This is a genomic window from Kribbella sp. VKM Ac-2566, from assembly GCF_004366005.1.
In the GTDB taxonomy this organism is placed as follows: domain Bacteria; phylum Actinomycetota; class Actinomycetes; order Propionibacteriales; family Kribbellaceae; genus Kribbella; species Kribbella pratensis.
The window spans coordinates 115,420-140,090 of the sequence record NZ_SODT01000012.1; the positions used below are offsets into that span (position 1 = coordinate 115,420).

At 69.0% G+C, this 24,671-nt stretch carries 31 protein-coding genes; 19 read left to right on the top strand and 12 right to left on the bottom strand.

Features of this window, described 5'->3' with window-relative positions:
• Positions 1 to 4 precede the first annotated feature (4 nt).
• Genes EV647_RS27590 through EV647_RS27615 form a run of 6 tightly spaced genes read left to right on the top strand, consistent with a single transcriptional unit; the run spans position 5 to position 4,460 of the window.
• Positions 5 to 937 carry a Ppx/GppA phosphatase family protein gene (locus EV647_RS27590; protein ID WP_134007855.1) on the top strand — a complete coding sequence of 311 codons (933 nt, stop codon included), beginning with the start codon at positions 5 to 7 and terminating at the stop codon, positions 935 to 937.
• 4 nt (positions 938 to 941) lie between these two features.
• Positions 942 to 1,805: a sugar phosphate isomerase/epimerase gene (locus EV647_RS27595; RefSeq protein ID WP_134007857.1), complete on the top strand. Its 864-nt coding sequence runs from the start codon at positions 942 to 944 to the stop codon at positions 1,803 to 1,805.
• On the top strand, positions 1,802 to 2,392 hold the full coding sequence (locus EV647_RS27600; protein ID WP_134007859.1) for a TetR family transcriptional regulator: 591 nt from the start codon (positions 1,802 to 1,804) through the stop codon (positions 2,390 to 2,392). Before EV647_RS27595 ends, EV647_RS27600 begins: the two co-directional genes overlap by 4 nt.
• Complete coding sequence (locus EV647_RS27605; RefSeq protein ID WP_134007861.1) at positions 2,392 to 2,961, top strand: HDIG domain-containing metalloprotein; 570 nt, start codon at positions 2,392 to 2,394, stop codon at positions 2,959 to 2,961. Before EV647_RS27600 ends, EV647_RS27605 begins: the two co-directional genes overlap by 1 nt.
• Before the next feature lie 42 nt (positions 2,962 to 3,003).
• Positions 3,004 to 3,726, top strand: coding sequence for an ABC transporter ATP-binding protein (locus EV647_RS27610; protein WP_134007863.1), 723 nt, complete (start codon positions 3,004 to 3,006; stop codon positions 3,724 to 3,726).
• Positions 3,723 to 4,460 carry an ABC transporter permease gene (locus tag EV647_RS27615; protein WP_134007865.1) on the top strand — a complete coding sequence of 246 codons (738 nt, stop codon included), beginning with the start codon at positions 3,723 to 3,725 and terminating at the stop codon, positions 4,458 to 4,460. Before EV647_RS27610 ends, EV647_RS27615 begins: the two co-directional genes overlap by 4 nt.
• A gap of 41 nt (positions 4,461 to 4,501) precedes the next feature.
• On the opposite strand, the gene EV647_RS27620 is transcribed toward EV647_RS27615, so the two are convergent.
• From EV647_RS27620 to EV647_RS27635, 4 genes are all read right to left on the bottom strand, one after another.
• Positions 4,502 to 5,410, bottom strand: a complete 909-nt coding sequence (locus tag EV647_RS27620) for a hypothetical protein (protein ID WP_238177421.1) — start codon at positions 5,408 to 5,410, stop codon at positions 4,502 to 4,504.
• Between the two features lie 69 nt (positions 5,411 to 5,479).
• Positions 5,480 to 6,511: a hypothetical protein gene (locus tag EV647_RS27625; protein ID WP_134007867.1), complete on the bottom strand. Its 1,032-nt coding sequence runs from the start codon at positions 6,509 to 6,511 to the stop codon at positions 5,480 to 5,482.
• Between the two features lie 11 nt (positions 6,512 to 6,522).
• Positions 6,523 to 7,029, bottom strand: coding sequence for a SigE family RNA polymerase sigma factor (locus EV647_RS27630; protein ID WP_134007869.1), 507 nt, complete (start codon positions 7,027 to 7,029; stop codon positions 6,523 to 6,525).
• A gap of 62 nt (positions 7,030 to 7,091) precedes the next feature.
• Complete coding sequence (locus tag EV647_RS27635; RefSeq protein WP_134007871.1) at positions 7,092 to 8,126, bottom strand: DUF695 domain-containing protein; 1,035 nt, start codon at positions 8,124 to 8,126, stop codon at positions 7,092 to 7,094.
• Positions 8,127 to 8,200: 74 nt separating this feature from the next.
• Here EV647_RS27635 and EV647_RS27640 point away from each other — a divergent pair, with 74 nt between their 5' ends.
• The 3 genes from EV647_RS27640 (at position 8,201) to EV647_RS27650 (ending at position 10,670) form a co-directional block, all read left to right on the top strand.
• The gene (locus tag EV647_RS27640; RefSeq protein WP_134007873.1) at positions 8,201 to 9,130 is read left to right on the top strand and encodes a proline dehydrogenase family protein; all 930 of its coding nucleotides are present in this window, start codon (positions 8,201 to 8,203) and stop codon (positions 9,128 to 9,130) included.
• A gap of 28 nt (positions 9,131 to 9,158) precedes the next feature.
• A complete protein-coding gene (gene proC / locus EV647_RS27645) occupies positions 9,159 to 9,962 on the top strand; it encodes a pyrroline-5-carboxylate reductase (protein ID WP_134007875.1) in 804 nt (267 codons plus the stop codon).
• A 114-nt stretch (positions 9,963 to 10,076) separates the two neighbouring features.
• Entirely contained in the window at positions 10,077 to 10,670 is a 594-nt protein-coding gene (locus EV647_RS27650) for a hypothetical protein (RefSeq protein WP_238177422.1), read from the top strand.
• Position 10,671: 1 nt separating this feature from the next.
• On the opposite strand, the gene EV647_RS27655 is transcribed toward EV647_RS27650, so the two are convergent.
• Complete coding sequence (locus tag EV647_RS27655; RefSeq protein ID WP_134007879.1) at positions 10,672 to 11,100, bottom strand: TIGR03618 family F420-dependent PPOX class oxidoreductase; 429 nt, start codon at positions 11,098 to 11,100, stop codon at positions 10,672 to 10,674.
• 50 nt (positions 11,101 to 11,150) lie between these two features.
• Between EV647_RS27655 and EV647_RS27660 the strand changes: the two genes are divergently transcribed.
• Positions 11,151 to 11,507, top strand: a complete 357-nt coding sequence (locus EV647_RS27660) for a helix-turn-helix domain-containing protein (RefSeq protein WP_133789668.1) — start codon at positions 11,151 to 11,153, stop codon at positions 11,505 to 11,507.
• 41 nt (positions 11,508 to 11,548) lie between these two features.
• Positions 11,549 to 12,451 carry an LLM class flavin-dependent oxidoreductase gene (locus EV647_RS27665; protein ID WP_134007881.1) on the top strand — a complete coding sequence of 301 codons (903 nt, stop codon included), beginning with the start codon at positions 11,549 to 11,551 and terminating at the stop codon, positions 12,449 to 12,451.
• On the opposite strand, the gene EV647_RS27670 is transcribed toward EV647_RS27665, so the two are convergent.
• The 4 genes from EV647_RS27670 to EV647_RS27685 all read right to left on the bottom strand — a co-directional run bounded on the left by EV647_RS27670 (position 12,437) and on the right by EV647_RS27685 (position 15,848).
• Positions 12,437 to 13,183, bottom strand: a complete 747-nt coding sequence (locus EV647_RS27670) for an endonuclease/exonuclease/phosphatase family protein (RefSeq protein WP_134007883.1) — start codon at positions 13,181 to 13,183, stop codon at positions 12,437 to 12,439. The genes EV647_RS27665 and EV647_RS27670 overlap by 15 nt on opposite strands.
• A complete protein-coding gene (gene trpS / locus EV647_RS27675; RefSeq protein ID WP_134007885.1) occupies positions 13,180 to 14,148 on the bottom strand; it encodes a tryptophan--tRNA ligase in 969 nt (322 codons plus the stop codon). Before trpS ends, EV647_RS27670 begins: the two co-directional genes overlap by 4 nt.
• 152 nt (positions 14,149 to 14,300) lie before the next feature.
• Positions 14,301 to 15,071 carry a hypothetical protein gene (locus EV647_RS27680; protein ID WP_134007887.1) on the bottom strand — a complete coding sequence of 257 codons (771 nt, stop codon included), beginning with the start codon at positions 15,069 to 15,071 and terminating at the stop codon, positions 14,301 to 14,303.
• A gap of 213 nt (positions 15,072 to 15,284) precedes the next feature.
• The gene (locus EV647_RS27685; protein ID WP_202876339.1) at positions 15,285 to 15,848 is read right to left on the bottom strand and encodes a TetR/AcrR family transcriptional regulator; all 564 of its coding nucleotides are present in this window, start codon (positions 15,846 to 15,848) and stop codon (positions 15,285 to 15,287) included.
• An 84-nt stretch (positions 15,849 to 15,932) separates the two neighbouring features.
• Between EV647_RS27685 and EV647_RS27690 the strand changes: the two genes are divergently transcribed.
• The 3 genes from EV647_RS27690 (at position 15,933) to EV647_RS27700 (ending at position 17,771) form a co-directional block, all read left to right on the top strand.
• Positions 15,933 to 16,244 carry a hypothetical protein gene (locus EV647_RS27690; RefSeq protein ID WP_134007891.1) on the top strand — a complete coding sequence of 104 codons (312 nt, stop codon included), beginning with the start codon at positions 15,933 to 15,935 and terminating at the stop codon, positions 16,242 to 16,244.
• 17 nt (positions 16,245 to 16,261) lie between these two features.
• The gene (locus EV647_RS27695) at positions 16,262 to 17,437 is read left to right on the top strand and encodes an acetoin utilization protein AcuC (protein ID WP_134007893.1); all 1,176 of its coding nucleotides are present in this window, start codon (positions 16,262 to 16,264) and stop codon (positions 17,435 to 17,437) included.
• A gap of 118 nt (positions 17,438 to 17,555) precedes the next feature.
• The gene (locus EV647_RS27700) at positions 17,556 to 17,771 is read left to right on the top strand and encodes a helix-turn-helix domain-containing protein (protein WP_012923942.1); all 216 of its coding nucleotides are present in this window, start codon (positions 17,556 to 17,558) and stop codon (positions 17,769 to 17,771) included.
• A 47-nt stretch (positions 17,772 to 17,818) separates the two neighbouring features.
• Here EV647_RS27700 and EV647_RS27705 read toward each other — a convergent pair whose 3' ends face one another.
• Positions 17,819 to 18,307 (bottom strand): MarR family winged helix-turn-helix transcriptional regulator, encoded by a 489-nt coding sequence (locus tag EV647_RS27705; protein WP_134007895.1) that lies wholly within the window; start codon positions 18,305 to 18,307, stop codon positions 17,819 to 17,821.
• 64 nt (positions 18,308 to 18,371) lie between these two features.
• Between EV647_RS27705 and EV647_RS27710 the strand changes: the two genes are divergently transcribed.
• Positions 18,372 to 19,613 carry an amidohydrolase family protein gene (locus tag EV647_RS27710; RefSeq protein ID WP_238177423.1) on the top strand — a complete coding sequence of 414 codons (1,242 nt, stop codon included), beginning with the start codon at positions 18,372 to 18,374 and terminating at the stop codon, positions 19,611 to 19,613.
• 61 nt (positions 19,614 to 19,674) lie between these two features.
• On the opposite strand, the gene EV647_RS27715 is transcribed toward EV647_RS27710, so the two are convergent.
• Complete coding sequence (locus tag EV647_RS27715) at positions 19,675 to 20,535, bottom strand: alpha/beta fold hydrolase (protein WP_134007897.1); 861 nt, start codon at positions 20,533 to 20,535, stop codon at positions 19,675 to 19,677.
• A gap of 54 nt (positions 20,536 to 20,589) precedes the next feature.
• Between EV647_RS27715 and EV647_RS27720 the strand changes: the two genes are divergently transcribed.
• Positions 20,590 to 22,755 (top strand): BTAD domain-containing putative transcriptional regulator, encoded by a 2,166-nt coding sequence (locus EV647_RS27720; protein WP_238177424.1) that lies wholly within the window; start codon positions 20,590 to 20,592, stop codon positions 22,753 to 22,755.
• On the opposite strand, the gene EV647_RS27725 is transcribed toward EV647_RS27720, so the two are convergent.
• Entirely contained in the window at positions 22,752 to 22,967 is a 216-nt protein-coding gene (locus tag EV647_RS27725; protein WP_134007899.1) for a hypothetical protein, read from the bottom strand. The two genes, EV647_RS27720 and EV647_RS27725, sit on opposite strands and share 4 nt — an antisense overlap.
• A 72-nt stretch (positions 22,968 to 23,039) precedes the next feature.
• On the opposite strand from EV647_RS27725, the gene EV647_RS27730 reads away from it, so the two are divergent.
• The 3 genes from EV647_RS27730 to EV647_RS27740 all read left to right on the top strand — a co-directional run bounded on the left by EV647_RS27730 (position 23,040) and on the right by EV647_RS27740 (position 24,665).
• The gene (locus EV647_RS27730) at positions 23,040 to 23,894 is read left to right on the top strand and encodes an LLM class flavin-dependent oxidoreductase (protein WP_134007901.1); all 855 of its coding nucleotides are present in this window, start codon (positions 23,040 to 23,042) and stop codon (positions 23,892 to 23,894) included.
• A gap of 84 nt (positions 23,895 to 23,978) precedes the next feature.
• Complete coding sequence (locus tag EV647_RS42185; RefSeq protein ID WP_166680057.1) at positions 23,979 to 24,152, top strand: hypothetical protein; 174 nt, start codon at positions 23,979 to 23,981, stop codon at positions 24,150 to 24,152.
• A gap of 12 nt (positions 24,153 to 24,164) precedes the next feature.
• The gene (locus tag EV647_RS27740; protein WP_134007903.1) at positions 24,165 to 24,665 is read left to right on the top strand and encodes a GNAT family N-acetyltransferase; all 501 of its coding nucleotides are present in this window, start codon (positions 24,165 to 24,167) and stop codon (positions 24,663 to 24,665) included.
• Positions 24,666 to 24,671: the final 6 nt, after the last annotated feature.

Consider the following 24,671-nt stretch of genomic DNA (forward strand, 5'->3'; position numbering starts at 1 on the left):
GGGTATGCGGCTCGGCGTACTCGACGTGGGATCCAACACCGTCCATCTGCTCGTGGTGGACGCGCATCGCGGTGCCGCGCCGCTGCCGGCGTACTCGCACAAGATCGAGCTCCGGCTGGCCGAGCACCTGGACAAGGACGGCAAGATCGACCAGTCCGGTGCCGACGGGCTGGTCTCGTTCACCAAGCAGGCGGTCGAGCTGGCCGAGGACAAGGGCTGCGAGTCGGTGCTCGCGTTCGCCACCTCGGCGCTCCGCGAGGCCCCGAACGGCGAGAAGGTGCTGGCCCGGGTCCGCAACGAGACCGGCGTGGACCTCGAGGTGCTGAGCGGCGACGACGAGGCCCGGCTGACCTTCCTGGCGGTACGGCGGTGGTTCGGCTGGTCCTCCGGGCGCCTGGCGGTGTTCGACATCGGCGGCGGCTCGCTGGAGATCGCGGCCGGGTCGGACGAGCAGCCGACCGTGGCGGAGTCGGTCCAGCTCGGCGCCGGGCGGCTGACCCGCGAGGGGCTGACCACGGACCCGCCGGCCAAGGACGAGGTCCGGGCGCTGCGTCGCCGGATCCGGATGGAGCTGGCCGCGGTCGCCGGTCCGGTACTGCGGGCCGGTAAGCCGCAGCGTTCGGTTGCCACCAGCAAGACTTTCCGTTCGCTGGCCCGGATCACCGGCGCGGCCCCGTCCGCCGACGGACCGTACGTGCCGCGCACGCTGAACCGGGACGACCTGAACGAGTGGATCCCGAAGCTGACCAAGATGTCGGCCGCCGAGCGGGCCGCCCTGCCCGGGGTGTCGGCCGGCCGCGCGTCCCAGCTGACCGCCGGCGCGCTGGTCGCCGACGCCGTGATGGACCTCTTCGACCTGCCCGCGCTCGAGGTCTGCCCGTGGGCCCTGCGTGAAGGCGTCATCCTGTCCCGGCTCGACCAGCTGCAACCTCGGTGAACGAATGAACCCCCGTACGACCGCCAAGATCGGCCTGTCCACCGCCTCGGTGTATCCGGAGTCCACCGCGAGCGGCTTCGAGCTGGCCGCCCGGCTCGGGTACGACGGTGTCGAGGTGATGATCGGGATCGATCCGCTGAGCACCCAGATCGACGCGATCCAGCGGCTGATCGACTACCACCAGCTGCCGGTGCTCGCGATCCACGCCCCGACCCTGCTGATCATGCAGCGCGTCTGGGGGACCGATCCGTGGAGCAAGCTCGAGCGCAGCGCCGAGGCCGCGAAGGAGCTCGGTGCCGACGTGGTCGTCGTACACCCGCCGTTCCGCTGGCAGCGGGACTACGCGCGCGGGTTCGTCGAGGGGATCGCCCGGCTGGAGGCCGCGACGGGCGTGACGCTCGCGGTGGAGAACATGTACCCGTGGCGCGCGCCCGGCCGCGACCTGCAGGCGTACGCGCCGAGCTGGGACCCGACCGAGCAGGAGTACGCGCACACCACCCTCGACCTGTCGCACGCGTCCACCGCCGAGCAGGACTGCGTCGAACTGGCGGCGACGATGGGCAAGAGCCTGACCCACGTGCATCTGACCGACGGCACCGGCTCCGCCAAGGACGAGCACCTGGTCCCGGGTCGCGGCACGCAACGTGCCGCGGACCTGCTGGGCGTCCTCGCGCAGCAGGACTTCCGCGGCCACATCATCATCGAGATCAACACCCGCCGCGCGACCAGCCGCTCCGAGCGCGAGGTCGACCTGGTCGAGTCGCTGGAGTTCACTCGCAAGCACTTCGTCCGGCCTGGAGCCTCCCGGTCCCGGCGTACGTCGTTCGCGGTCACCCCGGAAGGTGAGATCTCGGAGCTGACTCCGTGACAGCTACCGGTCGTACGCCGGGACGCCGCCCAGGGGGACCGGATACCCGGGGAGAGATCGTCAAGGCCGCCCGGGAATCCTTTGCGGACAAGGGATTCGCGGCCACCTCGATCCGCGCCGTCGCACGCCGGGCCGGTGTCGACGCGGCCCTCGTGCACCACTACTTCGACAGCAAGGACGAGCTGTTCATCGAGGCGATGGCGATCCCGGTCGACCCGCGCCGGATCGCCGCGCAGATCATCGACGGACCGCTGGACGAGATCGGGCGCCGGATCGCGACCGAGTTCCTCGGTGTCTGGGAGTCGCCGGACGGGCAGCAGCGGATGAAGGCCCTGTTCCGCAGCGTGGTCACCAGCGACGAGGTGGCGCGGATGATGCGCGAAGGCATCACCCAGATGATCATCCAGCCCGTCTCCCAGGTGCTCGACGTACCGGATGCGCAACTGCGGGTCGGCCTGGTCGCCACCCAACTGGTCGGCACCGCGATCGTCCGGTACCTGGTCGGGCTCGAGCCGATCGCGTCCATCGACGTCGAGACATTGATCGACCGATTGGCGCCGGTCCTCCAACTGCACCTGACCGGTTGATGGACATCCCGACCGACGACGAGATCCGCGCGCTCCACCGTGAGTACGCGCCGAGTCGCGAAGCGTTCGAGCTCGTCCATGAGCACTGTCGTCTGGTGTGCTCGATTGCCGAACAGTTCTTCGCCGGCGTCGACATCGACACCGACCTGGTACGTGCGGGCGCGCTCCTGCACGACATCGGGGTTTATCGCCTGGAGTCGACGGCGTACGTGCGGCACGGCGTACTGGGGCACGAACTGCTCGCGTCTCTCGGCCTCCCGGTCGAGCTCTGCCGGTTCGCGTCGTGTCACACCGGCGTCGGGATCACGCGCGACGACGTGGTGCGTCAGGCGTTGCCGATCCCGGTCGACGACTACCTCCCGCGGACGCCGGAGGAGGAACTGGTCCTGTACGCCGACAAGTTCCACAGCAAGCGGCGCCCGCCGGTGTTCCTCACCGGCGCCACATTCGCCGCCGAGATCAGCCGGTTCGGCACGGACAAGGTGGAGCGCTTCGCCGCCCTGCGCGAAAGGTACGGCGACCCGTCGCTGACCGCGCTGAGTGAGGCCACGGGCTACGCCGTCGTCTAACGACCTGTTGCCAGGGAACGACGTACGCGCTAAATTCATCATATGATGAAAAACGCGGTGAGCTGCCGTGACCTCGTCGTGGTCCGGGGTGACCGGGAGGTCCTGCGCGGGGTCGGGTTCGACCTGCGGGGCGGATCGGTGACCGGGCTGCTCGGACCGTCCGGCTGCGGCAAGACGACGCTGATCCGCGCGATCGTCGGCCTGCAGGCGCGGGTGACCGGCGACATCTCGGTCCTCGGGCTGCCGGCCGGTGCGCCGAAGCTGCGTGGACGGATCGGCTACGTGACGCAGGAGCCCAGTGTGTACGGCGATCTGACCGTCACCGAGAACCTGCGCTTCTTCGCGGCGGTCCTCGGGGTCCCGTCGTCCGATGTGGAACGGGTCGTCGAGGCGGTCGATCTCACGTCGCACGCGGACGCCCGGGTCGACCAGCTGTCGGGCGGCCAGCGATCACGTGCTTCCCTGGCGGCCGCACTGCTCGGCAGTCCGGAGCTCCTGGTGTTGGACGAGCCAACGGTCGGGCTGGATCCCGTTCTGCGCCGCGATCTCTGGAACCTCTTCCACGAACTCGCCGACGCCGGCTCGACGCTGCTCGTGTCGAGTCACGTCATGGACGAGGCCTCGCGCTGCGATCGTCTTCTGCTGATGCGCGACGGTGAACTGCTGGCCGACGACACGCCTCAGGACCTGCTCCTGTCGGCGGGGACCAACGACATCGAGCAGGCGTTCCTCACCCTGATCGAGCGAAAGGCTGGTGCGCGATGACACCGCGTGTGACGTTTGCCGTAGCCGCTCGAGTCCTGGCCCAGCTGCGGCGGGACCACCGGACGGTGGCGATGCTGATCGTGCTGCCGGCGTTGCTGGTCAGCCTGATGTGGTGGATGTTCACCGATTCCCCGATGGTCTTCGACCGGGTCGGCGGCCCGCTGCTCGCGGTGTTCCCGTCGATCATCATGTTCGTCGTCACGTCGGTCGCGACGCTGCGCGAGCGGTCGAGCGGAACGTTGTCGCGGCTGTTCACGATGCCGATGGGCAAGCTGGACTTCCTGCTCGGGTACGCGCTCGCGTTCGCACTGATCGCCGTCGTCCAGGCGCTCGCGGTGGTCTCGATCGCCTTGTACCTCTTGGATCTGGACATCCAGGGCGCCGCCTGGCAACTCGGCGTGGTCGCCGTCCTCGACGGGGTTCTCGGTACGGCGCTGGGACTGTTCGCGAGCGCGTTCGCGGCGACCGAGTTCCAGGCCGTACAGATGATGCCGGCCGTGATGATCCCGCAGATCCTGCTGTGCGGGCTCCTGGTCCCACGCGATCAACTACCCACGGTCCTGCACGCGGTGAGCGACGTACTGCCCTTGTCCTACGCGGTGGACGCCGTACTAGGAGTTGCCAAGGGCAACGGCTTCACCACCGGCACAGGCGGCGACACCCTGGTTGTCCTAGGCTTCATCCTCGCCGCCCTCGGCCTGGGCGCAGCCACCCTCAGACGCCGTACCGCCTGAGCAATCCGGCGCGCGCCACGACGGGCGCGCGCCGGGTCTTTCTACTCGCCGAAGAGCCAGTCGGACTTCACCGGTGGGGCCCAGCGGAAGTAGCTGGGATCGGCGAAGGTTCCGGGCACCTTGCCGTGACCGGTGATCGACGTCTTCGTGCCGTCCGCGTGCCCGAAGGTGTACAGGTACGCCGACTTGGTGTCCTTGTCGATGCCGACGACAACGGTTCCGTAGTTGCCGCACTGGCCGGCGACCAGCAACTCGAACCCCTGCCAGGTCGCGGACCGCACCTTGGTGACGATCGGCCGCATCTGGCTGTTGACCGGGATCCGGATCGTGTAGAGCGCGCCGCCTCGGGTGTTCGCGAGGAACGTGTCGTACGCCGCGGTCTTGCTGATCAGCGTCATCGACTTGACCGACGCGAACCCGGGCACCGAGCCGTACGCCTTCCAGCGGCCGTCACCGCCGACGACCCACCGGAACAGCACGCCGTCCGACCGCAGCCCGTACTCGTAGGTCCGCGGGTTTGTCGGGTCGTCGTTGAACGTCGACGTCTCGTGGTCGACGAACTTGCTCCATCCGCCGCCGATCCGGGCCAGCTCCGACGACGTCACCTTTCCGGCCTTGTCGAGCTCGAGCCAGTGCTGGTACATCGTGTCCCCGAGCACGACCCGCCCGTGCCGGGAACTGCCGGTCGGTGTCGCCTCGTTGACGAGCGACCCGATCATCCGGACGGCGCCGTCGGAGTACACGTTCGGTACGACGCTCCGCGCGCCGGCGGCCGGCGGAGTCGATGCTGTCAGTCGTTGCAGTGTCTGGTCACCGCCGGCCGTCACCGAGCCGAGGCTCAGCCCGCAGGAAGCGGTGGAACCCGCGGGCGCGGCGCCCGCGGTGGTCGCGCCCGCGGCGGCCAGTCCGGCCGCCGCGAGCAAGGTCAAGGTCGTACGCAGTTTCCCCATGTCTCCCCCTTCTCGGTTCTTCGGGGGTGAGACCAACGACGTCGCCCTTTGGTTGATAACGATTCGTGCCTACTCGAAGACTTTGACGACCTTCCCGGCCTTGGTGTACGCCGCAACCTTCGGGAACGTGCCCTGCTTGTACTTGGCCGCGGTCTTCCAGGTGAACGCGAACCAGCCGCCTTCGCCGACCGGGACCTGGTAGATCGGACCGTTCCCGATCCGCAGGCGGACCGCGGCGGCGTCCTTCGAGGCGACCCGGCCCCAGCCGGTCATCCCCCAGCCGCTGCAGGCCCCGGCCTTGCAGGGGCCGCCGCCACCCCCGGCGGCGTACATGTCGGTGCGAGCGGACTTGTCGGCCGGGTTCAGCACCGGGTCGCTACTGGTGAGGTTGGTCAGCGTCGCGAACGTCGTATTGCCCTCGAGGCCGGTCCTGAACGGGACGTCCGTGCGCAACGCGCACTCCATGACCTTGTGCCCGGTGGGGGAGATCGCGACCACCTCGGCCTGACCGAGCGTCTTCGACTCGTCGGACGCCACGACCTGCCAGCCGGTCACGTCCACCCACGCAAGTACGGAACAGTTGCGGAGCTTGCCGGCGGTGCTCTTCGGCATCGGATCCTTGTCCGCCGCCGCGATCAGGTCGGCCGACGGCCTGTCCCCGCCGGGAACGATGCACAGGTTGCGCTTCTCGCCGATCTTGATGTCGTACATCGCCACGTGGCCGGACCGGGCGCCCTTGGTGCCCCGGAGCTTCCGTTTCTCGGTCGGGTTCCGCAGATCGCAGCGGCGCTGTGCCTCGTCCATGGTGATCCGCTGGTCCGCGCCGGCCTCGCCGCGCGGCACACCTGGTACCGAACTGAACTGCTCAGGTGGGTTCTTCGCGACCCCCGGCTGGTTGTCGGCCGAGCTCAGGCTGGGCAGCAGGCTCGCGCCGACCGCGATCACCGCGACACCGGCGACCGCCCCGCCCGCGCCGATCAGTTTGCGACGCCGCCTTCCGCGGCGGCCGCGCTCCAGCACCCGGGTCGTGTCCAGCGGGTCCATCGCCTCCGACTCGGCGAGCCGGTGGAGTTCGGCGCTGACCTCTTGTACGTCTTCCATCTCGTTCTCCTTCACAGCGCCCGGCTCATCCGCCGCTGGTCAATGGCTCGTCGGAGAGTGTCGAGACCACGTGCCGCCTGGCTCTTCACGGTGCCCGTGGAACAGCCGAGGATCTCCGCGGTCTGCTCGACCGACAGGTCCTCGTAGTAGCGCAGTACGACGCACGCCCGCTGCCGCGGCCCGAGCGACCGAAGTGCCGCCAGCACCTCGTCCCGCTCGGCATGCCCCGCCGCGAAGTCGTCGTACCCGACCTGGTCCGGTACGTCGGCGATCGTCACCTCCCGCCGCCACGGCCGGCGTTTCCCGTCGTACGCCGCGTTCACCACCATCCGGCGCGCGTAGGCGAACGGGTTGCTCACCCGCCGTACTTTCGGCCAGGCCAGGTACAGCTTGTACAGCGCGTCCTGGACGACGTCGTCCGCCCGGTGTCGATCCCCCGACACCAGGAACGCCGTCCGCCGCAGGGCCGCCCCCGCCCCTTCGACGAACTCGACGAACTCCCGGTCCCGCTCCACCATCCGAGCCTCCACTCTCCATCTCCCCCTCAAGACGAAAAGCCCGCCACCTCAGGTTGCACCCGTCAGCCGGAGAGATGGGCGACGTTTTGCCACGCGGGGTCGGGGGTGGTGGTGAGGGTTACCTTGCCGTGGGGCCAGCCGGTGGTGGCGGCTTGTAGTTGGGCGTCGGCGGGGGTGGTGCCGTCGACGTAGTAGTGCAGGATGCGGGTGCCGGCGGAGGTCTCGTGGGCCAGCAGGTTGCCGGAGCCGCCCAGGCGGTCGGTGAGGTGGTCCTCGAACGCCCGGAGCTCGTCGAGCATCTCGGACTCGGGAAGCCCGTCCTCACGCACCACGGGATAGTGGATCGCGACAGCGACGTGCGTATCGAGATGCGGCCGCCGGATCGACCGCAACGGGTACTCAGCCGTCGCGATCACCCGCTGACCGTCGCGCGTACCCTCCAGCATCTTCCACGCCGGACTGCCGTCCTCGAGCGTGTGCTCGGCAGCAAACCCGGCCACCGCAGGCAGCAGCTCCATCACCGGTACGGCGTCGGCAGGCGCGGCGGGCAGCGTGTCGATCGCACCGACCCACGTCTCCACCATCTCCTCGCCGAGCACCAGATCGAGGATCAGGAACGTCACCCGTCGCTGCACGTCCACCGACAACGACGAGAAGACAGGATGGTGTACGCCGACATGCACCGAAGCCGAATCCGGCTCGATCGACACCACCGACTCGTCGACCGCGACCGGCGGGAGCCCCTCGAACTGGATCGTCACCGCGGGCCCGGGGCGGCGCAGGTCGGCGTACTCCCAGACGTGATCCGACGGCGGCGCGGCCCGCAGCCAGCGGCGAGCGACCGCGCGCTGCGCCGGGTTGCCGGCGGCGGTGACGATGAGCGCGTGCTGGGCGTGCAGGCCGGGGCCGAGCTCCCACTCCAGGTCCGGGTGGATGCGGGCGACCCGCTCGTTCAGTTCCGCGTTCGCGTCGGTCGGCTCCCGGCGGGCGATCGCGTCCGCGACGCTCGTCGCGCCGGCGCTCGACCACCAGGACCAGAACGCGCCGATCGGATCGGCCTCCACGGCGTTCCGGCGGCGACGCTTGAAGATGGGCATGGCCGCATCCTCTCCCAACCAGGGGTGCGACGATGGACACCGTCGGCAATGGGTGGCTTGAGGAGGAACACGGAGTGCTTCGGCGAATCCTGCTGGGCGTGTCCCGCAGCTCCCAGATCAAGAAGGCTGTGTCGTCACTGCCGGTGTCCAGCGGCATCGTCGCGCGGTTCGTCGCCGGTGAGACCGCTCCGGAGGCGGTCCTGGCCACCGAGAAGCTGGTCAGCAACGGGCTGAACGTCACCCTCGACCACCTCGGTGAGAACGTCACCGACCGGGCCGCGGCGTCCGCGACCGCCAACGCGTACCTCGACCTGCTGCGGAAGCTCTCCGCCGCCGGCCTGACGAAGCACGCCGAGGTCTCGGTGAAGCTGTCCGCCGTCGGCCAGGCGCTCTCGGGCGACGGCGAGAAGATCGCACTGGAGAACGCGCGGACCATCTGCCTCGCCGCCCGCAACGCCGGTACGACGGTGACACTCGACATGGAGGACCACACCACGACCGACTCCACCCTGGGGATCCTGCGCGAGCTGCGCCAGGACTTCCCTGAGACGGGTGCGGTCCTGCAGGCCTACCTCCGTCGTACCGAGTCCGACTGCCGCGACCTCGCGTACGCGGGCTCCCGCGTCCGCCTGTGCAAGGGCGCCTACAAGGAGCCCGAGTCGGTCGCGTTCCAGGAGAAGCGCCAGGTCGACAAGGGCTACGTCCGCGCCATGAAGGTCCTGATGAACGGCGACGGCTACCCGATGATCGCGTCGCACGACCCGCGGCTGATCTCGATCGCGGGTGCGCTGGCCGACCGCGCGAACCGCAAACCGGGCAGCTACGAGTACCAGATGCTGTTCGGCATCCGCCCCGAGGAGCAGCTCCGCCTGGCCGGCCTGGGCCACACGGTCCGCATCTACATCCCGTACGGCGAGGACTGGTACGGCTACCTGGTACGACGCCTCGCCGAGCGCCCCGCCAACCTGCAGTTCTTCGCCCGCTCCTTGATCAGCAAGAAGTAGAAAGAGCCGACCCGGCTAACCTTGGGTCATGAGTAACAAGGTGGCCGTTCTCGGGGCCGGAGTGATGGGGGAGACGTTGCTGTCCGGGCTGATCAGGGCCGGACGGCGACCGGAGGACCTCCTGATCACCGAGCGCCGGGAGGAACGTGCCGCCGAGCTGCGTGAGCGGTACGGCGTCGACGTCGTGTCCAATGTGGAGGCGGCGAAGCAGGCGGACACGCTCGTCCTGGTCGTGAAGCCGCAGGACATGGGCGATCTGCTCGCCGAGATCGCCCCGGCGGTGCAGCCGTCGCAGACCGTTGTCTCGCTCGCGGCCGGTATCACCACGAGCTTCGTCGAGTCGCGGCTGCCTGAAGGGGTTGCCGTCGTACGCGTCATGCCGAACACGCCCGCCCTGGTCGACGAGGGCATGGCGGCGATCTCTCGCGGTGCGCACTGCGACGAGAGCCACCTCGAGCTGGCCGAGAGCCTCCTCGCCGCGACCGGTCGCGTGATCCGGGTCCCGGAGAAGCAGCAGGACGCGGTGACCGCGATCTCCGGCTCCGGTCCGGCGTACCTGTTCTTCGTCGTCGAGGCGATGATCGAGGCCGGCGTCCACATGGGCCTGCCGCGCGGTACGGCGACCGAACTCGTCGTACAGACCGTGGTCGGATCCGCGAAGCTGCTGCGCGAGACCGGCGAGCACCCGACGGTACTGCGGGAGCGCGTGACGTCCCCGGGCGGTACGACGGCTGCCGCGGTCCGCGAACTCGAGGACCACAAGGTCCGCGCCGCGTTCCTGTCCGCGATCGAGGCCGCCCGCAACCGCTCGCGCGACCTGGCTGCCGAATAACACTCGCCGCAACCGATCGCGGCGACCTGGCGGCCGAATAACACCTGTCGCGTGGGTGGCGTTATGGTTGGGCGCCGAGGTTTCCTGCCATGTTCGAGGGATATGAGTCCGCCCATGGGTAATGGTTCGGTCGAGCCGGCGACGACGCCTGCGCAGCATGAGGATCGGCCTGCGCAGCTTCAGGAACGCGCGGTGCCGCCGCTGCCGTGGCGCGTGCCGCTGGACCCGGCGCCGTGGTGGGCCTGGGCCTTGTTCGTGCTGCCGTTCGTCGTCGTACCGGCGCTGAACTCGTGGCTGTGGATGGGTGCCCGCGACATGCTCGCGGTCGGTCTGCTGACGATCATCGGAGCGTCGGTCGTCCGCGTCGCCGGCGGCGTCGTGCTGTACCGCGTCGAGCTGTTCCCCAGCGGCCTGAAGGCCCGCACCAGCATGCTGATCCGCAGCCTCGCCTGGCAGGACGTCGGCAAGATCGAGGTCGGCGACGACAACGTCGTACTCACCCGCGGCCCGGACGAGCACGAGATCAACGGCATCCCCACGGACCGCACCGCCGAGGTCGCCGCCGTGATGGAGGTGCTGCGCGAGCAGTCGTTCGAGGTCAAGGTCCAGCGCCACCGCCCACGCCCCGGCATCGGCACCCTCCTCGTCCTGCTCTACGTCGTCCTGTCCATCGGCGCTTTCCTGCTCCGCTGGCACATAGTCATCTGAGTCATCTGACCCACGGCCCTTCGCCCGCGATCCGGTCGACGGTTACCCTGGCGATCACGCCGGTGTCCCAGATCCCTTCGCCGAAGGGGAATTCCGACAGCCCGAGGTAACGCTGCGTCTCGCGGTCCATCAACGCCTTGTACTCGCGCGGAATCCCCGGCCCTTCGAGTTTCGCCGTACCGCGGATCGTCAGGTACTGCGTGACGCCGCGCGAGCTCACCTGGTCGTCCTGGACCAGCAGCGTCACTCGCGGATCACGGAACAGGTTGCGGGTCTTGCGGTGCGGCGCCTGGAGGCCGATCAGGAGGTCGTCGCCGTCGCGCTCGGCCCACACGAGCGATGCCTGCGGCGACCCGTCCGGGTCGATCGTGATGATCGTGACGTCCTTGGGCTCGTCGAAGAGCCGATGAGTGCTCTCGGGAAGGTTCATGGAGCAGACGCTAGACAGCGCCGTGGGAACCTCTGAGTACCCTGAGCGCTGTGCATGGTGTTGAACCTGGCGACGTCTTTCTGGCCGACTGCCCGGCCCGTCTCGCGGTCGAGGTGATCGCGGACAAGTGGGCCGTCGTCGTCCTGTGGGGTCTCAACGACCACGCCCGCCGGCACTCGGAGCTGATCGAGCTGATCGGCGGGATCTCGAAGAAGGTCCTCACCCAGACACTCCGCCGGCTGCAGGCGAACGGCCTGGTCACACGGACCGACCACGGCGGCGTCCCACCCCGCGTCGAATACGCCCTGACCGACCTCGGCCGCACCCTGATGGGCCCCATCCGCATGCTCACAGAGTGGGCAGAGCAGAACGGCGAGGCAGTCCTCGCCGCCCAAGAATCCCCGTAACCCCCACCTCGTCCTCCGGACGACGAACGTAGGGTCGGGTCATGGACTTTTCTTTGTGGCCGGCGGCGTCACGGACCTGGCAGGGTGTGCTCGAAGGTGCTGAGTACGCCGAGCGGACCGGATGGCACGGCGTGTGGATCGCTGACCATTTCATGCAGAACGGGGACGATCTGAGCGTCCCGGTCAACGAGGTACTGGCGCTGATCGCGGGAGTCGTCGCGCGCACCCAGCGGGTTCGGGTCGGCTCGATGGTGCTCGGGAACACGTACCGGCATCCTGCCGTGGTCGCGAACGCTGCCGCGACGATCGACCAGATGGCGAACGGCCGGTTCGTGCTGGGAATCGGCGCCGGCTGGCAGGTCAACGAGCACGAGGCGTACGGCATCGAACTGCCGCCGATCGGCCCGCGCCTGAAGCGTTTCGAGGAGGCCTGCCAGGTGATCAAGGGCCTGCTCACCCAGGAGCGGACGACGTTCGACGGCAAGTACTACCAGCTCACCGACGCGCCCTGTGAACCGAAGCCGGCCAGTCTGCCGATCCTGATCGGCGCCGCGGGCGAAAAGGTTGCCCTCGGCATCGTCGCGAAGTACGCCGACGAGTGGAACCACTGGGGACGTCCGGAGCTGGCCGTGCAGAAGGGCGAGGTCTTCGCGAGGCACTGCGAGCGCGTGGGGCGCGATCCGTTGACGGTACGGCGTTCCGCGCAGACGTTCCTGGAGGTCGTCGTACCGGGCGACACCGAGGCGATCGAACGCAAGGAGCGCCTGGAGAGCCGGGGTGCGCACGTGATCATGGGGTCGGCGCAGGAGGTGCTCGACGTGGTCGCGCAGTACCCGGCAGCCGGGATCGACGAGCTGCTGGTGCCGGATGCGTTCCTCGGCGACGGCAACCGGCGCTTCGAGGCCTTGGAACGGTTGCGCGAAGAGGTTCTAGCCAAGATCTAGGGTCGCGACCACCGGCCAGTGGTCGCTGGGCAGCCGCCCGTCCGGGCGGTAGTGCGAGACGGCCGCGTCGGTCACGGTCCACGTCGAGGTGACGAGGATGTGGTCGATGCGGTCGTCGTCGACGGCGCCGGTGAAGTCGTGCCAACTGCCGCCGGCCTCGATCGGTACGGCGATCCGCAGACCGGAATCCATCAGCGTCTTCACCGGGGGAGAGTCCGGGGTCGAGTTCAGGTCGCCCATCACGATCCACGGGATCGATCCGCTGATCCAGCGCGCGATCAGCCGCGACGACTGCAGTTGCGCGACCTCGCCCGCGTGGTCGTAGTGCGCGTTGACGACGCCGACCGTCGTACCGTTGCGATGCCGCAGCCAGACCAGGGTCGCGACCCGGGTCAGGTCGGCGTCCCACCCGATCGATCCCGGCGTCCCCGGGTCGTCGGACAGCCAGCGCGTCTCCTGCCGCTCGACCCGCCAGTCGCCGGGCCGGACCAGGACGGTCGCGTGCTCACCCGCGTTCATGCCGTCGTCCCGGCCGGCGCCGACGATCTCGTACTTCGGGAACCGCCAGCGCAGGTACTCGAGCTGGTCGGGCAGCACTTCCTGCAGCCCGACCACGTCCGCGTTCAGCTGTTCGATCGCCGCCACCGCCGCCTTCCGCCGTACCGGCCAGGCGTTGTCGCCGTCGGGTGCGGAGGAGTTGCGGATGTTGAACGTGGCGGCGCGGATCTTCATGGAGTAGATCCTGCCAAACCCATGGCACGGGTCGCCGCCTGGAGCCGGGGAGTGCTCGCCTCGAGCGCCCGGTCGCGCCCTTGGGCGAGCAGGTTCTCGATCGCTCCCGGGTCGGTCGTGAGTCGCGCGTACTCCTTCTGCAGCGGCTCGATGACGGCCAGGACCGCGTCCGCGACGTCCTGCTTCAGCGCGCCGTACGACGCATAGGCCTTCGCGAGCTCGACCGGGTCGCCCTCGGTGCACGCTGCGAGGATCTCCAGCAGGTTGGTGATGCCCGGCTTGTTCGCCTCGTCGTGCCGGACCTCGTTGTCCGAATCCGTCACGGCGCGCATGATCTGGCGGCGGATCACGTCCGGCGGGTCGAGCAGCCGGATCGTCCCGATCGCGTCGTCGGCGTCTGACTTGCTCATCTTCGCGGTCGGGTTCTGCAGGTCTTTCACCCGCGTCGCCAGCGCCGCCTTGTTGAGCTGCGGTACGACGAACGTGTCGCCGTACTCGCGGTTGAACCGGATCGCGATGTCCCGGGCCAGCTCGACGTGCTGGTCCTGGTCGCCGCCGACCGGGACCCGTTCCGCGCCGTACAGCAGGATGTCCGCGGCCATCAGGCACGGGTACGTGAACAGCGAGGCCCGCGTCATCGGGCGCCCGTTGCCCTTCTCCTTGTACTGGATCATCCGTGACAGCTCACCGACGTACGACGTGCACTCCAGCAGGTACGCGAGCTGGGCGTGCGTGGGTACGTCGGACTGGATGAAGACCGTGCCCTCGGGGACACCTGCCGCGAGCATCAGCGTCGCGAACTCGCGGGTCAGCGTGGCGAGTCTTCGGGGATCGTGCCGGGTCGTCATCGCGTGCAGGTTCGCGACGAAGTAGAACCCGTCCGGGTCGGTGAACCGGCGCAGCGCGCCGAGGTGGTTTCCCAGCGTCAGACGGCCGGACGGGGTGATGCCGGAAAGCGAGGTCATGATCGTGCCCTTTCGGTGTGTGGAGCCCCACCGAGGACATAAAAAAGGCCGCCTCGGCGAGACGGCCTCGTGGATGCGTGCGAACACGCCGGGTGGACCGCCCTAGGCGGCCCACCACAGCTGCAAGTTCGTGTTCACGCTCCGAGGATAGCTCATCGCTGCGTCAGCGACTGGACGATCAGCTCGTTGCGGGCGTCCTGGCCCAGCGGCACCGTCGGGTGTACGCCGTCGCGCAGGTAGTTGAGCAGCCGGTACGGCTTGACCCAGAGCCATTCGGCCCAGCGGATGATCCGCAGGTTCGGGTACTTCTCCTGCTGGTCGTACAGCTGCATGTTGAGCCACGAGCTGTTGCGCTGGTCGGCGAGCTGCACGGTCGAGGTCACGCTCTTGCGGACGACCTGGATGTTGACCCAGTACAGCGTCCGGTTCGGGCCGACGATGCTGATCGCCCGTGCGACCTGGGCCGCGAATTTCGGCGGGTCGAAGATGTCGTTGGACCCGCTCGCCATCAGGATCCGCCGCGGCAGGCCGTACGTCGACGCCCACTGCTGCAGCGCGTCGACCGCGCCGGACGTGGGCCGGCTGGACCAGTTGTGCACGGCCAGCGGACTGCCGTCCCGGCCCTGGAGCCTGATTGCCAGCGCTTTGCCGTCCTGCACGGAGATGCTGTCGCCGAACATGAAGACGCCGTTGACGTCCTTGGTGTGCTGGATCTGCGCCGGCGTGGAGATCGCGCGTTGGGCGCCGGCCCAGGAGCCGAGCACGCCGGAGCCGTACGGTCCGGTGGACGACGACGTCGTCACCGCGAACTCCGTGGAATCGGCCGAGGCGGTGGCGGATGCGGTTTCAGTTGAGGCGGCGACCGTGGCGGCAGCCGCAGCGGCGGCTCCTGCCGTGAAGATCTGCCGCCGGTTGGGTTTCATTTGCCTCACCGGAGAACTGTGGCCGCCGGCGCCCGTACTCGCAAGTCCGAATCTCACTGTCCGCAGTCGGCCGGCGGCACAATCGGGCCAGAAATTGCGGATTTTCCGTCAGTCGCTGCAAATTCTGTAACGCTTTGCAGTCCGCCGCCGATGAATCGACTGTTGGTCCACTGACGGGCCGGCGCGACCGGGGAGGGGTGTCGCGCCGCCCGTTTAGTTGTGCCCAGGTTCCGTCGAGCCGGTCGTCAGCTCCTCGATCAGCGGCCCGGCGACTGCCATCAGCTCCGCCGGCGACGCGTCCAGGCCGTCCAGCCGCACCAGGTGCCGCGAGATCACCAGCCCGAGCGTCAACGCGCCGATCACGCCGGATCGCACCAACGCGTCGTCCCCGGACAACTGCGCCGCAACCTGCCGCTGCTGCGCCGCCATCGCGGCCCGAACCTCTTCAGCCGCTTCCGGATGGGTGAACATCGCGCGCAGTGCGGCGAGTGCCGCCGTCGGCTCGTCGGCGAGTTTCTCGGTCAGAGCGGCGATGAGTTGTTCCGCGATCTGCTCCGGTGAGCCGTCGATCGGACCGTCCGCGGGGATCGCGGCCGCCTGCGCGAACAGCTTCTCCTTCGAGCCGAAGTACCGCATCACCAGCCCGGGATCGCTGCCGGCGCGGGTCGCGATCGCGCGGATCGTGGTCCGGTCGAAGCCCTGCTCACCGAACAGTTGCCGGGCCGCGGTCAGGATCCGGGTCTCCGTCCGCCGCCGCTGTTCCACCCTGGTCGCCACGGCCCTCAGTCTACGCATGTTGACCCAACGCCGGATGCCGGTCTACCTTTCAGTCAACACATGTAGACCGAATGAGGAGTATCGATGATCCGGACGATCGTGCTGGCCTTCCTGGCCGGCCTGATGGGCACCAACGGCATCCCGCACTTCGTCAGCGGCATCACCGCCCGCGAGTACCCGAACCTGACCGGCAACTCGGCCATCAACAACGCGGTCGGCGGCCTGGCGGCGTTCGCGATCGCCGGTGCCCTCCTCGCCCTGGCGCAGGTCGGCGATCACCCCCGCGCGGCCCTGATCGCGGGCTCCCTGGGAGTCGTCGGGATGACCGTCTTCCATGCCCGGCGAGGCGCTTACCGGATGAGCACCCGCTTCGGGAAACCCCTACCGGAGTCCTGAAGGTTAAGGTCAAGGGCATGAGTGGTGAGGCGTTGCTGGTCTTCGACGACGGGTTGACGGCGTACGACTTCGGCCGTGGGCACCCGATGAGTCCGATTCGGGTGGAGCTGACCATCAAGCTCGCCCGGGAGTTCGGCGTCCTCGACCAGCTCAAGGTCGTGCCTGCCCCGACCGCCGACGATGCGCTGCTCGAGACCGTGCACACCGCGGAGTACGTCGCAGCGGTCAAGCACGCGGGCGAGAACCCCGACGACGCCGATCCCGCGCACGGACTCGGTACGTCGGACACGTACTGCTTCCCGAACATGCACGGGGTCTCCGCGCGGATCGCCGGCGCCTCGGTCGAGGCGGCCCGATCGGTCTGGGAGGGCGACGTACTGCACGCCGCGAACGTCGCCGGTGGCCTGCACCACGCAATGCCCAACCAAGCGAGTGGCTTCTGTGTCTACAACGATCCGGCGATCGCGATCCAGTGGCTTCTCGACCACGGCGCCGAGCGGGTCGCGTACGTCGACGTGGACGTTCACCACGGGGACGGCGTACAGACCGTCTTCTACAACGACCCGCGCGTCCTCACCGTCAGCCTCCACGAGTCGCCGACCACGCTGTTCCCGGGCACCGGGAGCGCCGGCGAGACGGGCGGACCGGGCGCCGAGGGGACGTCGGTCAACGTCGCTCTCCCGCCCGGGACCGGGGATGCGGGCTGGCTGCGGGCGTTCCACGCGGTCGTCCCCGATGTCGTGAAGGCGTTCCGTCCGAGCGTCCTGGTCACGCAGCACGGGTGCGACTCGCACGTCGAGGATCCGCTGGCGCACTTGACGAAGACGATCGACGGGCAGCGAGCGGCGTACCTGGCCTTGCATCAACTCGCGCACGAGGTGGCCGACGGGAAATGGGTCGCCACCGGCGGCGGCGGGTACGCGATCATCGACGTCGTACCGCGGGCCTGGACGCATCTACTGGCGATCGTGGCCGGCCACCCGATCGACCCCGCCACGCTGGTGCCGGAGGCCTGGCGTGAGGAGGTCCAGCTGCGGTTCGGCCGGGTCGCGCCGGTGCGCATGACGGACGGCCGCGACGCGTCGTACGTCGACTGGTCGAGCGGCTACAACCCCGACACCTGGCTCGACCGCGCCATCAAGGCCACCCGCGACGCCAGCTTTCCTTTGTTAGGCCTTGACCCGACCTACTGAGTCCCACGAGTCCCCCTCTTTCCCATTCGTACCAACAGCCACTACGCTCGTGCCATGCACGGACGGAGGTGCCGGAGGGGAAGCCGGCGCACGATCCGTGCTGGAAGTGCGGTGCGCAATGGCATCAAAGAAGTCCGGTGGTGAGCAGCCGCTCGCCGAGGTGAAGTTCCTGACCGTGGCGGAAGTCGCCACGGCCATGCGCGTGTCCAAGATGACGGTGTACCGCTTGGTGCATTCCGGTGAGCTGCCCGCGGTGCGGGTGGGTCGTTCGTTCCGGGTGTCGGAGGACGCCGTGCACGACTACCTCAAGGGCGCCTTCTTCCAGGCCGGATAACCACGAGAAGCCGGAGGGGCCGGATCCGATCAGGACCGGCCCCTTCGTCATGTCCCAGGCCTGTTCAGCGCCCTGAGCGCCTTCGCTGCTTGTGCGACGGTCTCGTCCGGCACGCCGGCCCACAGCTCGTGGTGCGCGGCCGAGCTCGCCTTCACGGCCTGCTCCGCCAGGCTGATGCCCTCCGGAGTCAGGCGGATCTGCGTCCCGCGCCCGTCGTCCGGATCCGATTCGCGGACGGCCAGGCCGCGGCGGACCAGCTGATTCGTCACGTTGCTGGTCCCGCCCGACGACAGCAGCAGGCTCCGGACCAGGTCCGACGGCTTCTGGCGGTACGGCGCACCGGACCGGCGCAGCGAGACGAGTACGTCGAACTCGGCCATGGTCAGCTCCAGGTCGCGCAGCACCCGCCGCGTCGCAGCGTTCAGCTCGCCGGCCAGCAGCATGATCCGCTTCGTCAGCTCGCTGGTCGGATACAGCACCTCGGGCAGCTCCTGCTCCCAGGACGAGATCAGCCGGTCCACAGGGTCGTCGGTCACGGTTGACAGCCTATCTGCCTTTGATGATAGCTTTCTTCAAAGCTTTCTACTGAGGGAGATCGACGTGAGGCTGTTGCTCAAGGGCGGGACGGTGATCGACACCTTCCCGGAGGTCGTCGTACGGCGCGACACCGACGTACTGATCGAGGACGGGCGGATCGCGGCCGTCGGGGCCGGGCTGACCGCGGACGCCGAGGTGATCGACGCGGGGGAGCGGATCGTGCTGCCCGGGTTCGTCGACACGCATCGGCACCTGTGGCAGACCGCGTTACGCGGGATCACCCTCGACGCGGGTCTCGGGGTGTACTTCGAGCGGGTGCTGGGCGGCTACGGGTCGAGGTTTCGCGCGGCAGATGTCGCGGCCGGCAACCTTGTCGGCGCGCTGGAGTGCTTGGACGCGGGCATCACCACGGTCCAGGACTACTCCCACGTCCAACGTTCCCCGGAGCAGGCCGACGCGGCGCTGGACGCGTTGGAACACAGCGGGATCCGGGCCGTCTTCGGGTACGGTCCCTCACCGCTCGGTGGTGGCGCGGTCGATGCCGGGGAGATGCGCCGGATCATGGCGCGCCGGTCCGAGCGGCTCGAGATGGCGGTCGCGGCGATCGGGCAGGCGTACGCGCCGTTCGAGACGGTCCGCGAGGACTGGGAGCTGGCCGACTCGCTCGGGGTGCCGGTGGTCGTCCACGTCAGCAGCACGGCGCAGGCCCCCGACCCGATCACGCGGTTGCGGGATGCCGGGCTCGCGCGGCCGAACACGTTGTACGTGCACGGCAACAACCTGCCCGACTCCGAGCTGAAGGTGATCGCCGAAACCGGCGCGGCCGTTTCGGTCACGCCGACGGTCGAGTCACGGATGGAGATGGGCTCTCCGTTGTCCGGTCGGCTCCGCGAGGCCGGGATTCCCTTCAGCCTCGGGATCGATGTCGTGACCACGGCCGGCGGCGACATGTTCCGGGCGATGCACGAGGTGCTTTCCCTTGGCTACCAGGCATTCACGGCCGCGGAGGTGCTGCAGCTGGCGACGTACGGCGGAGCTCGAGCGCTCGGGTTGCCCGACGTGGGATCGCTCGCCGTCGGCAGCAAGGCCGACGTCGTGCTGCTCCGCAGTACGGACGTCAACCTGGTCGGCGGTCTGCACGACCCCGTCGCGACCGTGGTGACCGCCGCACATCCGGGGAACGTGGACACGGTCCTGGTCGGAGGCGCGGTGGTCAAACGCGACGGTCGACTCGTGAGCCCGTTGCTCCCGGCGGCCCTCGCCGACCTCGCCGAGTCGACCGCCTACCTCACCGGAGCCGCCTAGCGGCCGAAGAGTTGCCGGCATCTTTCTAGCGGCTGAGAGCTGACCGCCTGCCCGCAGCTGTCTAACGGCTGAGGAGCTTGCGGATGGCTGTGGTGATTTCGGCTGGCTTCTGCTCTGCCATGAAGTGTCCGGAGGTGGTGGTTTGATGATGTAGATCGGGGGCCCAGGTCTTCCAGCGCGCCGCGGCGTCGAAGCCGAGCGCGGCGCCCCAGTCCTGCTGGATCACCGTCACCGGCATCCGCAGCTTGTTGCCCTGGGCAAGATCCTCCTCGTCGTGGGTGACGTCGACGGTCGCCGAGGCGCGATAGTCCGCGACGATCGACGGCACCGCGTGCCGGCAGGCCTCCAGGTACGCCGCGCGGACGTCGGAGGGGATCGCCGCGGGATCGTTCGTCCACAGGTCGAGGAAGTACCCGAAGAACTCGTCCGAGCTGGCGGCGATCATCCGCTCAGGTAGGCCGGCGGGCTGCGCCATCAGATACAAGTGGAATCCGACGGCTGCGGTGGTCCCGTGCATCACGTCCCACATGTCAAGCGTCGGCAAGACGTCCAGGCACATCAGGTGCGTGACCACGTCCGGGTGATCGAGCCCAGCACGGAACGCGACCAACGCACCCCGATCGTGCCCGACCAACGTGAACTGCGAATGCCCCACCGCAGCCGCCACCGCGACAACGTCCGCAGCCATGCTCCGTTTCGAATACCCCTCGGCCGGCTTGTCGCTCGCGCCGTAGCCCCGGAGATCCGGACAGATCACGGTGTGATCCACGGCCAACTCAGCCGCAACCCGCCGCCACATCAGATGCGTCTGCGGAAACCCGTGCAACAACACCACCGGAGTGCCCGAGCCGCCGACAGCAACATTCAGCACCACACCATCCGTACCCGGCACCCGCCGGTAGTCAAAGCCTTCAATCTCCATGTCGCCCAGCCTGACCGATCCGGATGAGCATCGGATGAGCGCTACCGTGACCGAGTGGAGTTCGGCGTACTGGGACCGGTGGTCGCCTGGGAGAGCGAGCCAGCCGACCTGAGGTCGGCGCGGCATCGAGAAGGCGAGCCAGCCGACCTGAAGCGGGCGCAGCATCAGGTCGGGGAGCCGATCGACCTGAAGGGGGCGCCGGTTGATTTGCGAGGGCCGCGGCATCGGGCCGTGCTGGCGCGGCTGATCGTGGCGAGGGGGCGGGTCGTGCCTGCGCAGGTGCTGGTCGACGATTTGTGGGTCGATCCGCCGGCGGGCGCGTTGAGTGCGGTGCGGACGTTCGTGGCCGCGCTGCGTCGAGCGATCGAGCCGGAGCGCGCCCCGCGCGAACCACCCCGGCTCCTGGTCACCTCAGGCCCTGGCTACGCCCTGAAAACAACAAACGTCGACGCCTGGCACTTCGAGAACGCCCTACGCCCCTCCACCCCGAGCGACGGGCCAGCCGTACGAGCGGCGGGTTCGAGCGGCGAGTCAGGCGTGCGAGCGTCCGCCCCGCGTGGCGGGTCGGCCGTTGGAGCGGCGGGTGCGAGCGGCGGGTTCGTGTCGCCGGAGGAGCGGTTGCACGAGCTTCTGGCCGGGTTGGGGTTGTGGCGCGGGCCGGCGTACGCCGAGTTCGTGGACGAACCGTGGGCGCTGGCCGAGCGGGCGCGACTGACCGAGTTGCGGCTGCACGCGGTGGAGCAGATCGCGGAAGCGCGCCTGGAGTTGGGCCTCGCAGCGGAGGCCGTGCCGGACCTCGACGCACACGTCATCGAGCACCCGTGGCGCGAGGACGCCTGGCGCTTGCTGGCCCTCGCCTTGTACCGGAGCGAACGGCAAGGCGACGCCCTCGCCGTACTGCGTCGCGCCCGGGAAACCCTGGTCGGCCAACTCGGCATCGACCCCGGCCCCACGCTCACCCGCCTAGAGACCGACATCCTCAACCACGCCGCACACCTAACTCCGCCAGCCCAGCGCACTCCGCCAGCCCATCTCACCCAGGCCGCCCATCTCACCGAGGCCGCCGAGCACACCGAGGCCGCCCATCTCACCCAGCCTGGGCGGGGCAACCAGGCTGGGCGGGTCAGGCTGTCCGGGGAGGGCAGCTCGGGCGTGCACCTGACGCAGGTCGGGAGTGTGTGGGCCGAGGCGGCCGCTGCGTATGACCGCGCCGTCGGCGGGACGCGTGCTCGGATCGAATCGACCGTCGGGCTGCTCCGCAACCTCGCGGTCACCGGTGGCGGCGGACTGGAGGCAGCCCGTCGACACCGGCTCGCAGCGATCGCCGCGGCCGAGGAGCTCGGCGACCCCGACCTCACCGCCCGCGTGATCGGTGCATACGACGTACCAGCGATCTGGACCCGCTCCGACGACGAAGCGCAGGCAGCGGCCATCGTGGCCGCCGCCGAACGCGCACTGCCGACCCAGGATCACGCCAGCATCCGCGCACGACTGCTGGCCACGATCGCGCTCGAGTCCCGAGGCTCCCGTTCGCCGCGAGCACGGGAGGCGGCGCTCGAGGCCGAGCAACTCGCCCGTGGCCTCGACGACCCCGCGCTGCTGGCGTTCACGTTGAACGGCGTCTTCATGCAGACCTGCCACCGCGCCGGCCTCGCCCCACAACGAGACGCGATCGGCGCCGAACTCATCACCCTCTCACAGCGCCACAACCTCTTTACGTACGAGGTTCTCGGCCACCTGATCAGGCTGCAATCCGCCTGCGCAAGAGCCGACCACACCACTGCCGACGACCACGCCGGGGCCGCCGACGCGTTGGCCGCCCGGCACGAACTCCCGCTCGTCGCCGTCTTCACCCGCTGGTACGCCGCCCTCCGCGACGACACCCCCGAGTCGTACCGCGCCGCGGCCGCCCTGCTCGACGACGCGGGCATGCCCGGCCTGAGCGCCGGTCTCCTCCCGCTGGCGTTGGCCGCACACGCCGTACGCCATGGCGAACCGATCCCGACTGCCGACTACGGCCCGCACGCTCCGTGGGTGTACGGAGCGCCGGATCCGCCGCCCGGCTTGCTGTTGGAGGTGTACTGGGCCCTGACCGCCCACAGCACCCAAGACCCCGAGCTGTTGGCGAAGGCACAAGCCGCGCTGGCACCGGCGGCCGACGAACACGCAGCCGGAAGCGGCTTGCTCACCCTCGGCCCGATTGCCGACTACCTGGCTTAAAGGTCGTCGGGAGAACCGCTCTCGGACTTCCGCTCGGCCTGCAGCCGCAGCTCGTGGTGCGACTGGTGTGCCGTGGTCCGGTACGCCTCGTCGTGCGCCGCGAGCGCGCCCGCCACCCCGGACCCGCGCCCGTGGCGCTTCGCCCACGAGGCGAACCAGGTCAGCCCCGCGAGCACCACGGCGAGGCCAGCGAGAAACACCACGTACTCCATCCGGCCAAGGTACCCGGCGTTTGGTCACCGGTCGGTCGGGAACAAGACGCAAGACTCTGCGGGAGCGGCCGAATGAAACTCAGTATCACGGTGACGGACCACGCTTGGAGCGACGGCGTGGACGGGCTGCGACGGGTCGTGGAGCTCGCCGACCAGGGTGGGATCGACACGATCTGGGTGCCGGACCATCTGTTCCAGGCTGATCCGACCAGTCATCCGCAGGCCGAGCTGTTCGAGGGGTTCAGCCTGCTGGGGTACCTGGCTGCGATCACCAGTCGCGTGCGGCTCGGGATGCTCGTTTCCCCGGTACCGTTCCGGCCGCCCGCGGTCCAGGTGAAGGCGATCGCGACGCTGGACGCGTTCACGCGTGGGCGGGCGTGGTTCGGTGTCGGGATCGGCTGGGAGGGGGACGAAGCGCGGGCGATGGGGATTCCGCTCGGGCCGGCCAAGGAGCGGTTCGAGCAGTTGGAGGAGCTGCTGGACATCGCGGATCGCATGTTCGCCGGCGACAGTTGGCCATACGCCGGGAAACACTTCCAGCTGGACGGCCCGATCTGCAGCCCGCGGCCGGCCGGGCACGTACCGGTGCTGATCGGCGGCACGGGCGAGCAGAAGACACTGCGGATCGTCGCGCGGCGGGCGGACGCGTGCAATCTGTTCGACCTGCCGGACGGCGGTACGACGGTCCGCCACAAGCTCGACGTACTGCGCAAGCACTGTGACGACGCAGGCCGCCCGTACGACGACACCACAAAGACGTTGTCGACCCGGCTGAATCCCGGCGACACCGTCAGCGCTCTGATCGACCGTTGCCGAGAGCAAGCAGCTTGGGGGATCGACCACGCGATCGTGATCCGCTCCGGGCCGTGGACACCGGAAACCGTCGGGATCATTGCCGATGCGGCGCCTGAGGTCGCGTCGCTCTGACTTACAGCCTCCTCCCAGGAATCTTCCAGGGCCGTCGCAGACCGGGCGATCAGGATGGAATCACCAACCTGAAGGAGGCTTCCGATGCCGATCCGAATCGTCAAGACCGTTGCCGTAGGCACCATCGCGACCCTGGGGCTGGCCGCCGTCGCCTTCACCCCCGCCGCCTACGCGAGCACCACCACGAAGACCGCCACTCCCCACCTCGCCGTCCTCCCTAAGCCGGTCGTGCCGGTCGCGGTCCGCAAAGCTGCCTGAGATGCTGACTGCATGACAGCACGAGTGGTCGCCGACGGACTGGTGCTCCGCGCCTGGGAGCCGGCGGACGCGCCGGCGATGGTCGAGCTGTTCGACGACCCAGAGGTGGCGTACTGGACACCGCTGAAGTCCCCCTTCGACCTCGCCGTCGCGACGGAGTACGTCGAGAACGCGCGCAGGGCGACGGACAAGCTCCAGTTGGCGATCACTACGGACGGTGTGCAGCCACTCGGCGAGGTCATGCTCAACCTCGCCACGGGTTCGCTCGGGTACGCGATCGGACCGGCGCATCGCGGGCAGCGTCTCGGGGTGCGGGCGCTGAAGGTGCTGACCGCCTACGCACACGAAACGGCCGGCCTGCCGCGGGTGATTCTCGAGATCGAGCCGGACAATGCAGCAAGCGCCGCGGTGGCGCGGGCAGCCGGCTACCGGCAGACCGATCTACCGCCAGAACAGGTCGTGGACAAAGGTCGCGAGCTGACCCTGTTCACCTGGGAACATCTCGCGCGGTAGTGCCGA

Excerpts from the sequence above, each read along its gene's own strand:
- EV647_RS27590 (WP_134007855.1), top strand. The coding sequence starts at position 5 with ATGCGGCTCGGCGTACTCGACGTGGGATCCAACACCGTCCATCTGCTC.
- EV647_RS27595 (WP_134007857.1), top strand. The coding sequence starts at position 942 with ATGAACCCCCGTACGACCGCCAAGATCGGCCTGTCCACCGCCTCGGTG.
- EV647_RS27605 (WP_134007861.1), top strand. The coding sequence starts at position 2,392 with ATGGACATCCCGACCGACGACGAGATCCGCGCGCTCCACCGTGAGTAC.
- EV647_RS27610 (WP_134007863.1), top strand. The coding sequence starts at position 3,004 with ATGATGAAAAACGCGGTGAGCTGCCGTGACCTCGTCGTGGTCCGGGGT.
- EV647_RS27615 (WP_134007865.1), top strand. The coding sequence starts at position 3,723 with ATGACACCGCGTGTGACGTTTGCCGTAGCCGCTCGAGTCCTGGCCCAG.
- EV647_RS27620 (WP_238177421.1), bottom strand. The coding sequence starts at position 5,410 with ATGGGGAAACTGCGTACGACCTTGACCTTGCTCGCGGCGGCCGGACTG.
- EV647_RS27625 (WP_134007867.1), bottom strand. The coding sequence starts at position 6,511 with ATGGAAGACGTACAAGAGGTCAGCGCCGAACTCCACCGGCTCGCCGAG.
- EV647_RS27630 (WP_134007869.1), bottom strand. The coding sequence starts at position 7,029 with ATGGTGGAGCGGGACCGGGAGTTCGTCGAGTTCGTCGAAGGGGCGGGG.
- EV647_RS27635 (WP_134007871.1), bottom strand. The coding sequence starts at position 8,126 with ATGCCCATCTTCAAGCGTCGCCGCCGGAACGCCGTGGAGGCCGATCCG.
- proC (WP_134007875.1), top strand. The coding sequence starts at position 9,159 with ATGAGTAACAAGGTGGCCGTTCTCGGGGCCGGAGTGATGGGGGAGACG.
- EV647_RS27650 (WP_238177422.1), top strand. The coding sequence starts at position 10,077 with ATGGGTAATGGTTCGGTCGAGCCGGCGACGACGCCTGCGCAGCATGAG.
- EV647_RS27655 (WP_134007879.1), bottom strand. The coding sequence starts at position 11,100 with ATGAACCTTCCCGAGAGCACTCATCGGCTCTTCGACGAGCCCAAGGAC.
- EV647_RS27665 (WP_134007881.1), top strand. The coding sequence starts at position 11,549 with ATGGACTTTTCTTTGTGGCCGGCGGCGTCACGGACCTGGCAGGGTGTG.
- EV647_RS27670 (WP_134007883.1), bottom strand. The coding sequence starts at position 13,183 with ATGAAGATCCGCGCCGCCACGTTCAACATCCGCAACTCCTCCGCACCC.
- trpS (WP_134007885.1), bottom strand. The coding sequence starts at position 14,148 with ATGACCTCGCTTTCCGGCATCACCCCGTCCGGCCGTCTGACGCTGGGA.
- EV647_RS27680 (WP_134007887.1), bottom strand. The coding sequence starts at position 15,071 with ATGAAACCCAACCGGCGGCAGATCTTCACGGCAGGAGCCGCCGCTGCG.
- EV647_RS27690 (WP_134007891.1), top strand. The coding sequence starts at position 15,933 with ATGATCCGGACGATCGTGCTGGCCTTCCTGGCCGGCCTGATGGGCACC.
- EV647_RS27695 (WP_134007893.1), top strand. The coding sequence starts at position 16,262 with ATGAGTGGTGAGGCGTTGCTGGTCTTCGACGACGGGTTGACGGCGTAC.
- EV647_RS27700 (WP_012923942.1), top strand. The coding sequence starts at position 17,556 with ATGGCATCAAAGAAGTCCGGTGGTGAGCAGCCGCTCGCCGAGGTGAAG.
- EV647_RS27715 (WP_134007897.1), bottom strand. The coding sequence starts at position 20,535 with ATGGAGATTGAAGGCTTTGACTACCGGCGGGTGCCGGGTACGGATGGT.
- EV647_RS27725 (WP_134007899.1), bottom strand. The coding sequence starts at position 22,967 with ATGGAGTACGTGGTGTTTCTCGCTGGCCTCGCCGTGGTGCTCGCGGGG.
- EV647_RS27730 (WP_134007901.1), top strand. The coding sequence starts at position 23,040 with ATGAAACTCAGTATCACGGTGACGGACCACGCTTGGAGCGACGGCGTG.
- EV647_RS42185 (WP_166680057.1), top strand. The coding sequence starts at position 23,979 with ATGCCGATCCGAATCGTCAAGACCGTTGCCGTAGGCACCATCGCGACC.
- EV647_RS27740 (WP_134007903.1), top strand. The coding sequence starts at position 24,165 with ATGACAGCACGAGTGGTCGCCGACGGACTGGTGCTCCGCGCCTGGGAG.